The sequence below is a fragment of the Caulobacter sp. AP07 genome (assembly GCF_000281955.1).
Classification (GTDB): domain Bacteria; phylum Pseudomonadota; class Alphaproteobacteria; order Caulobacterales; family Caulobacteraceae; genus Caulobacter.
The window spans coordinates 1-10,075 of the sequence record NZ_AKKF01000238.1; the positions used below are offsets into that span (position 1 = coordinate 1).

Consider the following 10,075-nt stretch of genomic DNA (forward strand, 5'->3'; position numbering starts at 1 on the left):
CCCGCCGCGACACGGCGGGCGCGCTGATCGGCCAGAGCTACAAGGCCGTCAACCTGCGCAGCCAGTACGCGTTCTAATCACGAAGCGAGCCGGCGCCCCCGCCCAGCGGGGACGCCGGGCGCCGACAGTGGCGTCTCTTCCGAGACCGGCGGGCCGAACGCCCAGCCCTTCAAGACCAACCTTCTCACGCGAGCGACATCGCCATGACCCACGATCCGAAGACCCCCACGCGACGCGGCCTTCTAGGCTCGGCCACGGCCGGAGCCGCCGCCCTGGCCGTTCCCGCCGTCCTGGCCGGTCCGGCCCAGGCCCAGGGCACGAAGCCGCTGACCCTGCTGAACGTCAGCTATGACCCGACGCGCGAGCTCTACAAGGACATCAACGCCGCCTACGCCAAGTACTGGAAGGAAAAGGTCGGCCAGGACCTGACCATCAACCAGAGCCACGGCGGCTCGGGCAAGCAGGCCCGGTCGGTGATCGACGGCCTGCAGGCCGACGTCGTCACCCTGGCGCTCGCCTATGACATCGACGAGATCGCCGCCAGGGCCAAGCTGCTGCCCGCCAACTGGCAGTCGCGCCTGCCGGACAATTCGACGCCCTACACCTCGACGATCGTCTTCCTGGTCCGCAAGGGCAATCCCTGGAAGATCAAGGACTGGGGCGACCTGGTGAAGCCGGGCATCGACGTGATCACCCCCAACCCCAAGACCTCGGGCGGGGCGCGCTGGAACTATCTGGCCGCCTGGGCCTGGGCCCTGAAGCAGCCGGGCGGCAACCCGGCCAAGGCCGAGGCCTTCATCACCGAACTGTTCAAGCACGTACCGGTGCTCGACACCGGAGCGCGGGGCGCGACCACCAGCTTCACCCAGCGCGGCCTGGGCGACGTGCTGCTGTCGTGGGAGAACGAGGCCTACCTGGCGCAGGAGGAACTGCCGGGCAAGTTCGACATCGTCTACCCGTCGCTGTCGATCCTGGCCGAGCCGCCGGTGGCCGTCGTCGACAAGAACGTCGACCGCCACAAGACCCGCCTGGCCGCCGAGGGCTATCTGAACTTCCTCTACAGCCCCATCGCCCAGGACCTGATCGGCAAGAACTACTACCGTCCGCGCAACACCGCGGCGGCGGCCAAGTACGCCGCGCGGTTCAAGAAGATCCCGCTGGTGACGATCGACGACACCTTCGGCGGCTGGAAGAAGGCCCAGGCCACCCACTTCGCCGACGGCGGCGTCTTCGACCGGATCTATCGCCCGAAATAGGGCCGGCCCGGACCACGCGGCTTGCTCTAGGCGGCGGGAGCCCTCACGGGGTTTCCGCCGCCATGCGTTTTGGGCCAATGTCTGGAACCCGACTCCCTGACCGGCGTTTCGGGAACCACGGGGGCGTATGGGCCGGGTCGGGCGTTCAAGCATGACGGACATCTTCCAGTCGGAACGCGCGCCGGAGCCACCAACCGTCGAGCACGACCTCAGCGGTCCTTTCGCCGCCGCGATCCGGGCGACGCGAATGGCGATGATCGTCACCGACCCCCACCAGGCCGACAATCCGATCATCTTCGCCAACGACGCCTTCCTGAAGTTGACCGGCTATCCGCACGACGAGGTGATCGGCCGCAACTGCCGGTTCCTGCAAGGCCCCGACACCGATCCGGTCCAGGCCGACCGGGTTCGGGAGGCCATCGCCAAGGGCGAGGACGCGGTCGTGGACATCCTCAACTATCGCAAGGACGGCTCCAGCTTCTGGAACGCGCTCCACGTGTCGCCGGTCCGCGACAAGGCCGGCGAGGTCGCCTACTTCTTCGCCTCCCAGCTCGACGTCAGCGACAGCAAGCGCCTGGCCTCGGAACGGGACGACGTCCGCGACCGGCTGGAAGCCGCCGTCGCCGACCGGACCCATGAACTGACCCTGGCCCTGGACCAGAAGACCGCCCTGCTCCACGAGGTCGACCACCGGGTCAAGAACAACCTCCAGCTCATTTCCTCGCTGCTGCTGCTGCAGAACCGCCGGGTCACCGACCCCGCCGTGAAGGCTTCCCTGCGCGGCATGCTGGAGCGGGTCAGCGCCATCGCCACCGTCCACCGCCGGCTGTTCCAGAGCGACGACGTCGAGCGCTTCGACGTCTCGGCCTTCGTGCGCGACCTGGTCAGCGACATGGTGGGGTCGGCGCGACGCGACGACGTCAAGGTGCAGTTGGACCTGGAACGGGTCGATGTCGCCGCCGCCAAGGCCGCGCCCCTGGCGCTGGTGATCAGCGAGCTGTTCTCCAACGCCCTGCGCCATGCGTTTCCCATAGGACACAGTGGCGAGATTTTCGTCGGTATCACCCGCACCGACGACGATCTCCGGATCGAAATTGCCGACAACGGCGTTGGATTGGAGAATTCCGCGTCTTCGGGCGGGTTCGGTCTGACCATCGTCCAGTTGCTCTGCCAGCAATTGAAGGCCCGATCGGAGACCACGCCCGCCGAACCCGGAACCCGTGTCGTGGTGCACATGCCGGTTGACGGCGGTCACCACTGAGGAAGGTCGGATCTGGTGATGAACGGGCGCCCGCTCGACGTGTTGATCGTGGAAGACGAGGTCCTGCTGGCCGCCGAGCTGGAATTCCTGCTCGACGAGGTCGGTTACCATACGGTCGGCCACGCCATGAGTTCGGACGAGGCCATGGCCATGGCCAACGACCTGCACCCCGACCTCGCCCTGGTCGATGTCCACCTGCGCGACGGTCCGACCGGCGTCGAGGTGGCGCGCAGGATTCATGACGACTGCGGCGGCGTGGCGCTGTTCATGACCGCCAACCTCAAGCGCCTGCCCGACGATTTCGCCGGAGCCTGCGGGGTAATCGGCAAGCCCTATTCCTCGCATGGCGTGAGGACCGCCCTGTCCTATCTCTCGGCCTGCCTGCGCGACGGTCGGGCGCCCGGCCAGCCCCCCATCGGGCTGGAGCTGGCGCCGGCCTACGCCACGCGTTGGGGCGTGCCCGCCATGCCGCGCGCCGTCTAGGGCGGCGGCGCCGCTTCCGCGCGAGGGGCGGTAGGGATCTGGCACGATTGTGGCGCTGAGATCACGCGTCGGTCCCGGATCGTCGCACCACGCGCTTGTCCGGGATGACGACCTGGGTCGGGGTCGCACGCCCCCGATGTCAGCGGACGCGTGACAGGGGGGACGGGGTCCGCTATCGAGGCGCGCCTTTCGCCTTACAGGACCGCCGCCTTGACCGACGTCGCCGAGGAAGCGGGCTGGGCCACCGCCAAGACCCTGGCCGAAGCCCTGCCCTATATCCAGATCTACGACCGCGAGACGGTGGTGATCAAATACGGCGGTCACGCCATGGGCCAGGAGCAGGTGGCCAAGTTGTTCGCGGCCGACGCCGTGCTGCTCAAGCTGCTGGGCGTCCACCCCGTGGTGGTGCACGGCGGCGGCCCGCAGATCAGCCGCATGCTCGACAAGGCCGGCGTCAAGTCGACCTTCGTGGACGGGCTGCGCGTCACCGACGAGGCCACCATGGAAGTGGCCGAGATGGTGCTGTCGGGCGCCATCAACAAGGAAATCGCCAACTGGATCACGCTGGCCGGCGCCGAGGCCGACGTGCGCGGCGTGGGGCTGTCGGGCAAGGACGCCCGGCTGATCACCGCCGAGAAGGTGACCCGCACCAAGCGTGACCCCGACAGCAACATCGAGCAGGTCGTCGACCTGGGCTTCGTGGGCGAGCCGACCAAGGTCGATCCGCACATCATCCAGGCCCTGCTGACCTCCGAGACCGACTACATCCCGGTGATCGCCCCGATCGGCGTGTCGCAGGCCGGCCAGACCTTCAACATCAACGCCGACACCGTGGCCGGGGCGCTGGCCGGGGCGTTGAAGGCCAAGCGCATGCTGATGTTGACCGACATCGCCGGCGTGCTGGACGGCGAGGGCAACCTCATCCGCCAGATGACCGTCGCCGAGGCCCGCGGCCTGATCGAGAGCGGCGTCGCCAGCGGCGGCATGATCCCCAAGCTGGAAAACGCCATCCACGCCGTGGAATCCGGCGTCGAGGCCGTGGTCATTCTGGACGGCCGCCGTCCCCACGCCATGCTGGTCGAACTGTTCAGCGAGCACGGCGCGGGCACGCTCATCTCCAAATGAGCGCCGCCGACCTGACCCACGTCGAGACCTGGCTGTTCGACCTCGACAACACCCTCTACCCGGCCGAGTCCGAGTACATGGCCCTGATCGAGGGCAGGATGACCGACTTCATGGAGCGGGCCACCGGCCTGCCCCGCGAGGAAGCCCAGGCGATCCAGAAGCGCTACTACCAGGAGCACGGCACCACCCTGGCTGGGCTGATGGCGCACCACGGCATCGCGCCCAAGGCCTTCCTGGACGAAGTGCACAACGTGTCGATGGACCGCCTGACGCCCGATCCGGCGTTGCGCGACGCCATCGACGCCCTGCCCGGCCGGCGGCTGATCTTCACCAACGGCTCGCTGGGCCACGCCGCGCGGGTGCTGGGCCACCTGGGCCTGGACCATCTGTTCGAGGACGTCTTCGCCATCGAAACGGCCGACTATCTGCCCAAGCCGGCCATGGCCACCTTCGAGAAGGTGATCGCCCGCCACGGCTTGGCGCCGAGGGCCACCGCGTTCTTCGAGGACAGCGAGAAGAACCTCGCCCCCGCCGCCCTGCTGGGCATGACCACCATCCTGGTCGGGGCCCACGCGGCCGCCTCGACCGCCGACTTCGTCCACCACCGCACGCACGACCTCGCCGGGTTCCTGACCTCGGCGCGCCTGAAGGAAGCCTGACATGACCTCCCTGCCCCTCGCTGACCTGCGGACCGAAGTCGAAGCCGCCTGGGAGGCCCGCGACGGCGTCTCCACCGCCACCACCGGCCCGGTGCGCACCGCGGTCGAGGAGACCCTGCTGCTGATCGACGCCGGCGAGGCCCGCGTCTCCGAGAAGATCGACGGCGAGTGGACCACCCACCAGTGGCTGAAGAAGGCCGTGCTGCTGTCGTTCCGCCTCAACCCCAACCGGCTGATGCACGCCGGCGCCATCGGCGGCGCGGTCGGGCCGTGGTGGGACAAGGTGCCCAACAAGTTCGACGGCTGGGACGCCCCGCAGTTCGAGGCCGCCGGCTTCCGCGCCGTGCCCGGCTCGATCGTCCGCCGCGGCGCCTATGTGGGCAAGAACGTCATCCTGATGCCGTCCTTCGTGAACATCGGCGCCTATGTCGACGACAGCACCATGGTCGACACCTGGGTGACGGTCGGTTCCTGCGCCCAGATCGGCAAGCGCGTCCACCTGTCGGGCGGCGTCGGCATCGGCGGCGTGCTGGAGCCCCTGCAGGCCAACCCGACGATCATCGAGGACGACTGCTTCATCGGGGCCCGCTCCGAGGTGGTCGAGGGCGTGGTGATCGGCGAGGGCTCGGTCCTGTCGATGGGCGTGTTCATCTCGATGTCGACCAAGATCGTCGACCGCGCCACGGGAGCGGTCCACATCGGCAAGGTGCCGCCCTACAGCGTCGTCGTCCCCGGCAGCCTGCCCGACCCCAAGGGCGGCCCCAGCCTGTCCTGCGCCGTCATCGTCAAGACGGTGGACGCCAAGACCCGGTCCAAGACCTCGATCAACGACCTGCTGCGCGACTGATCCGCGCCGGCGGGCGGCGTCAGGCCGCCCGCTGGATGCGTCCCTTGCGCACCCAGTCCTGCCGGGTCATGCCGACGAACGACGCGCCGGGGTCGGCGCCGTTCCTGACCAGCAGGTCGCGCATCGTCCGCGTCGAGGCGATCGCCTCCAGCCCCAGGTCGGTGAACGCCGCCCGGCGGTTGGTGTCGTCGCCCCAGATGTGTTCGGACAGCAGCGGGTTGGTCATCGCCTGGGAAAAGGCGTCCACCGCCACCATCCGCAGGATCAGCGGCGGCAGCGGCGAGTTGTCGACCACCGCCTCGGCGAACATGCCGACATAGAACTCCACCGTGTCGACCCCGCCCGGATAGGTCTCTTCCAGCCGCTTGGCGATGTCCTGGTCCTGGGTGATGTCGCCAAAGGTCTTGACCGCCGGCATGCCCAGGGTCCGGCGATAGGCGTTGTAGGGCGCGACCTGGTTGGTGCGCGCCTGGGCGATGGCGTCGGCCTCGACGCTCTGCAGGAAGTCGGCGGTGTTGCCCATGCCCAGCCGGGCGGCGGGCTGGGCGCTCATCCAGGCGAAGGCCTGGGCCAGGCCAACCGAGGTGAACAGCGGATTGGCGAACCGCAGGTTTCCGGTCGAGGTCTCCACGCCGTTCCAGTTCAGCCGGTCGGGCACCAGGGAGTGCCAGCGATAGAGCAGGCTGAATTCGGCGGTGATCCAGTTGGGCTTGTTCCACGGCTTGCGCCAGCAACCGCTGGGATCGGCCAGCAGGCTGATCCGCGAGGGCGAGATGTGGTTGATGTATTCCTCGACCACCAGCTTGATGAACAGCACGATCATGACGTTGCGCGCGACCTCGAACACCCGGTCGTCGTCCCAGTCGGTGTTGGCCGCGGCGATCAGCCCGGCCAGGCGGTTGTGCTCGCGCAGCAGCAGGGTGTTGATCATCGACACCCCGACCGTGGCGTTGGCGCGGTCGCCGCCGACCGCGAACAGGGTGGGCCGCAGCTCGGCGGGGACCTTGCTGATCCCCAGCGGCGGATCGAGCGCCGCGAACGCGTCCAGCAGCACGCCGTTGTCGTCATAGAGGGCCGGCGGGTATTCCTCGCCCTGGATGCGCTGCGACTTCAGGCGGCCGCGCTCGGCCGAGTTCGGCGACCGCAGGCGCAGGGCCAGGGTCTGGAACTCGGTCCGGCCATAGAGCGCGCACAGGTCGATCTCGTGGTTGGAGGTGTTGCGCCGGCGGTCGGTCAGGGCGTCGTCGTTGGAGACCTTGGTGCGGATGAAGCCGTCGGTCAGGTACTGGGCGAAGGCCGGGAACAGCATGGTCGACTTGGGGCACAGCACCTGCTCGCCGGTCGGCCGCGTGAACAGGGCCGTCGCCCGTTCCAGGCTGGGAAAGGATTCGAAGGTCGCCGCCGGCAGGTGGCGGGCGCTGTAGGTCTTGTCGGTCAGGGCGGCCCAGCTGATGTAGTCGGTCCTGGTGCTCCAGGGATGGGGCCGGGTGCGGGTCTGCTTGACGATGCCGTCGATCACCAACCCGTTCAGCAGTCTGGCGAAGGCGGGCCAGTGGTTGGCCAGCCAGGCGACGACCGGCTCGACGACGGCGATGATCCAGGCCAGCATGTCTTCTTCCCCCGAAGTTGAAGCTCGTCCATAGCACAGCTTTTGCGCGATCGTCTTCCCGGTCGCCGATCGCCGGGCCCGGGACGGATGAGGTTTGCGTCATCGGACGCGCCAGCCTAAAGCCAAGGACGATGACCGACCTTGCCCTCGACCCCGTCGCCCTTGACCCCGTGGCCCTGGCCCAGGCCCTGATCCGCCGCCCGTCCGTGACGCCGGCCGACGAGGGGGCCATGGACGTCCTGCAACGCCAGCTGGAGGCCCTGGGCTTTTCCTGCCGGCGGATGAAGTTCGGCGAGATCGAGAACCTCTACGCCCGGCGCGGGACGGCGCGGCCCAACCTGTGCTTCGCGGGCCATACCGACGTGGTGCCGGTCGGCGACAGCGCCGCCTGGACGCAAGGCCCCTTCGAGGCCGAGATCCAGGACGGCGTGCTCTATGGCCGCGGCGCGGTCGACATGAAAAGCGCCATCGCCGCCTTCGTCGCCGCGGTCTCCTACCTTCCGCGAGACCTGCCCGGTTCGCTCAGCTTCCTGATCACCGGCGATGAGGAGGGCGTGGCCGAGGATGGCACCGTCAAGGTCGTCCAGGCCCTGGCCGCCGAGGGCGAGGTCATCGACCACTGCATCGTCGGCGAACCCACCTCGGCCAGCCTGCTGGGCGACATGGTCAAGATCGGCCGGCGCGGCAGCATCAACGCCTGGATCGCCGTCGACGGCAAGCAGGGCCACGTGGCCTATCCGCAGCGCGCCGCCAACCCGATCCCGGTGCTGGTCGACATCCTCGACCGCCTGCAGTCGCGGGTGCTCGACGACGGCTATACCGGCTTCCAGCCGTCGAACCTGGAGGTCACCACGGTCGACGTCGGCAACACCGCCACCAACGTCATCCCGGCCAGCGCCAAGGCCCGCATCAACATCCGCTTCAATCCCGCCCACAAGGGCAAGGACCTGGCGGCCTGGATCGAGCACGAGTGCCGCGAGGCCGCCGAGGGCTTCTCCGGCCGGGTCGAGGCCCTGTGCAAGGTCAGCGGCGAGGCGTTCCTGACCGAGCCGGGGGCCTTCACCGACGTGATCGTCGCCGCGGTCGGCGACGCCACCGGCCGGGTTCCGGAGCTGTCGACCACCGGCGGCACCAGCGACGCGCGGTTCATCCGTTCGATCTGCCCGGTGGTCGAGTTCGGCCTGGTCGGGGCCACCATGCACGCGATCGACGAGCGCGTGCCGGTGCAGGAGGTCCGAGACCTGAGCGAGATCTACAAGGCGCTGATCCAGCGCTATTTCGCGGCCTTCGCCTGATGGGCCGCGCCGCCCTGACGAGCTGGCCCTTCTGGGCGCTCGCCTCGGCGGTGTTCGCGGCCCTGACCGCGATCCTGGCCAAGGTCGGGATCGACGGCGTCGGCTCCAACCTGGCCACCTTCATCCGCACCGTGGTGATCCTCGGCTTCGCGGGCCTGATCCTCACCGTGGCCGGCGAATGGCGCGCGCCGGGCTCGATCGCCCCGCGCTCGTGGCTGTTCCTGGTGCTGTCGGGCCTGGCCACCGGGGCCTCGTGGCTGTGCTACTTCCGGGCCCTGAAACTGGGCGAGGCGGCCAAGGTCGCGCCGGTCGACAAGCTGTCGGTGGTGTTCGTGGCGATCATCGCCGCCGTGTTCCTGGGTGAGAAGCTGTCGCCGCTGAACTGGCTGGGCGTGGCGTTGATCGCCTGCGGCGCGGTCTTGGTGGCGGTCCGGATCTAGCCATGGACGAGGTCTCGATCGCCGACGTCCTGGCCGAGGTGGCCGTGCTGGTGAAGCCGCACTTCGGCAAGGGCCAGCCCGCCGACTACATCCCGCAGCTGGCCCGCGTGCCAAGGTCCAAGTTCGGCATGGCCGTGCGCACCGTCAGCGGCCAGGAGGCGGTGATCGGCGACGCCGACGAGGGCTTCTCGGTCCAGAGCATCACCAAGGTGTTCTCGCTCGGGCTGGCCCTGAACCGCTTCGGCGACGAGGTCTGGACCCGGGTCGGCAAGGAGCCGTCGGGCACGCCGTTCAACCACCTCTCCCAGCTCGAGGCCGAGGAGGGCGTGCCGCGCAACCCGTTCATCAACGCCGGGGCCATGGCGATCTCGGACCTGTTGCTCGACTCGGTCCGCGACCCCGCCGCCCTGGTGCGCGGTTTCGCGAGTTTCCTGGCCGACGAACAGGTCGAGATCGACGAGACGGTGGCGGCCTCCGAACTGGCCACCGCCCACCAGAACCGCGCCATCGCCCACCTGATGCGCGGCAAGGGCACGATCAGCCACGACCCCGAGGCCGTGGTCGCCGCCTATTGCCGCCAGTGCGCCCTGACCATGAGCTGCCGCCAGCTGGCCCGCGCCATGCTGCCCCTGGCGGCCGGCGGCTTCTCGCCCCTGGTGCAGGAGACGATCTTCCCCGAGCGCCTGACCCGGCGGCTCAACGCCCTGCTGCTGACCTGCGGCATCTACGACTCGGTCGGCAGCTTCGCCTACCGCGTCGGCCTGCCGGCCAAGAGCGGGGTCGGCGGCGGCATCGTCGCCGTGGTTCCCGGCAAGGCGACCATCGCGGTGTGGTCGCCGGAGCTTGACCGCTTCGGCACCTCGGTGGTCGGCACGGTGGCCCTGGAGCGGTTCAGCCAGCTGACCAATTGTTCGGTACTGTAAAATCGCCACGTGCTGCAAAACCGTCATGCAACCCTGAAGCTAGGCCTGACGTTAGCCCCTCGCCGGCCAAATTCCGCGCCGGAACAGGAGGAGCGCGACGTGGGTATCTTCAGCAACATCATGGGCAAGATCTTCAACCACAAGCCCAAGGCCGCGCCCGCCGCGCCGCCGCCCGCG

The 10,075-nt window shown here is 68.8% G+C and carries 10 protein-coding genes; 9 read left to right on the plus strand and 1 reads right to left on the minus strand.

Annotated features, from left to right (window positions below; all coding sequences use genetic code 11):
- Positions 1-203 precede the first annotated feature (203 nt).
- From PMI01_RS21055 to dapD, 6 genes are all read left to right on the plus strand, one after another.
- Complete coding sequence (locus PMI01_RS21055; RefSeq protein WP_007673899.1) at positions 204-1,256, plus strand: sulfate ABC transporter substrate-binding protein; 1,053 nt, start codon at positions 204-206, stop codon at positions 1,254-1,256.
- Positions 1,257-1,407: 151 nt separating this feature from the next.
- On the plus strand, positions 1,408-2,517 hold the full coding sequence (locus PMI01_RS21060) for a histidine kinase dimerization/phosphoacceptor domain -containing protein (protein ID WP_007673901.1): 1,110 nt from the start codon (positions 1,408-1,410) through the stop codon (positions 2,515-2,517).
- 18 nt (positions 2,518-2,535) lie between these two features.
- The gene (locus tag PMI01_RS21065) at positions 2,536-3,000 is read left to right on the plus strand and encodes a response regulator (RefSeq protein ID WP_007673902.1); all 465 of its coding nucleotides are present in this window, start codon (positions 2,536-2,538) and stop codon (positions 2,998-3,000) included.
- Positions 3,001-3,210: 210 nt separating this feature from the next.
- Positions 3,211-4,125, plus strand: a complete 915-nt coding sequence (gene argB / locus PMI01_RS21070) for an acetylglutamate kinase (RefSeq protein ID WP_007673904.1) — start codon at positions 3,211-3,213, stop codon at positions 4,123-4,125.
- Complete coding sequence (locus PMI01_RS21075) at positions 4,122-4,784, plus strand: pyrimidine 5'-nucleotidase (protein ID WP_007673908.1); 663 nt, start codon at positions 4,122-4,124, stop codon at positions 4,782-4,784. Before argB ends, PMI01_RS21075 begins: the two co-directional genes overlap by 4 nt.
- Before the next feature lies 1 nt (position 4,785).
- A complete protein-coding gene (gene dapD / locus PMI01_RS21080) occupies positions 4,786-5,631 on the plus strand; it encodes a 2,3,4,5-tetrahydropyridine-2,6-dicarboxylate N-succinyltransferase (RefSeq protein WP_007673911.1) in 846 nt (281 codons plus the stop codon).
- 19 nt (positions 5,632-5,650) lie between these two features.
- Here the strand turns inward: dapD and PMI01_RS21085 are convergent, their stop codons facing one another.
- Complete coding sequence (locus PMI01_RS21085) at positions 5,651-7,240, minus strand: peroxidase family protein (protein ID WP_007673913.1); 1,590 nt, start codon at positions 7,238-7,240, stop codon at positions 5,651-5,653.
- A gap of 131 nt (positions 7,241-7,371) precedes the next feature.
- Here PMI01_RS21085 and dapE point away from each other — a divergent pair, with 131 nt between their 5' ends.
- Genes dapE through PMI01_RS21100 form a run of 3 tightly spaced genes read left to right on the plus strand, consistent with a single transcriptional unit; the run spans position 7,372 to position 9,898 of the window.
- Entirely contained in the window at positions 7,372-8,535 is a 1,164-nt protein-coding gene (dapE, locus tag PMI01_RS21090) for a succinyl-diaminopimelate desuccinylase (RefSeq protein ID WP_007673916.1), read from the plus strand.
- Positions 8,535-8,975 (plus strand): EamA family transporter, encoded by a 441-nt coding sequence (locus PMI01_RS21095; RefSeq protein ID WP_007673919.1) that lies wholly within the window; start codon positions 8,535-8,537, stop codon positions 8,973-8,975. Before dapE ends, PMI01_RS21095 begins: the two co-directional genes overlap by 1 nt.
- Before the next feature lie 2 nt (positions 8,976-8,977).
- A complete protein-coding gene (locus PMI01_RS21100; protein WP_007673920.1) occupies positions 8,978-9,898 on the plus strand; it encodes a glutaminase in 921 nt (306 codons plus the stop codon).
- Positions 9,899-10,075 lie beyond the last annotated feature (177 nt).

Excerpts from the sequence above, each read along its gene's own strand:
- PMI01_RS21055 (WP_007673899.1), top strand. The coding sequence starts at position 204 with ATGACCCACGATCCGAAGACCCCCACGCGACGCGGCCTTCTAGGCTCG.
- PMI01_RS21075 (WP_007673908.1), top strand. The coding sequence starts at position 4,122 with ATGAGCGCCGCCGACCTGACCCACGTCGAGACCTGGCTGTTCGACCTC.
- PMI01_RS21085 (WP_007673913.1), bottom strand. The coding sequence starts at position 7,240 with ATGCTGGCCTGGATCATCGCCGTCGTCGAGCCGGTCGTCGCCTGGCTG.
- dapD (WP_007673911.1), top strand. The coding sequence starts at position 4,786 with ATGACCTCCCTGCCCCTCGCTGACCTGCGGACCGAAGTCGAAGCCGCC.
- PMI01_RS21065 (WP_007673902.1), top strand. The coding sequence starts at position 2,536 with ATGAACGGGCGCCCGCTCGACGTGTTGATCGTGGAAGACGAGGTCCTG.
- PMI01_RS21095 (WP_007673919.1), top strand. The coding sequence starts at position 8,535 with ATGGGCCGCGCCGCCCTGACGAGCTGGCCCTTCTGGGCGCTCGCCTCG.
- PMI01_RS21060 (WP_007673901.1), top strand. The coding sequence starts at position 1,408 with ATGACGGACATCTTCCAGTCGGAACGCGCGCCGGAGCCACCAACCGTC.
- dapE (WP_007673916.1), top strand. The coding sequence starts at position 7,372 with ATGACCGACCTTGCCCTCGACCCCGTCGCCCTTGACCCCGTGGCCCTG.
- PMI01_RS21100 (WP_007673920.1), top strand. The coding sequence starts at position 8,978 with ATGGACGAGGTCTCGATCGCCGACGTCCTGGCCGAGGTGGCCGTGCTG.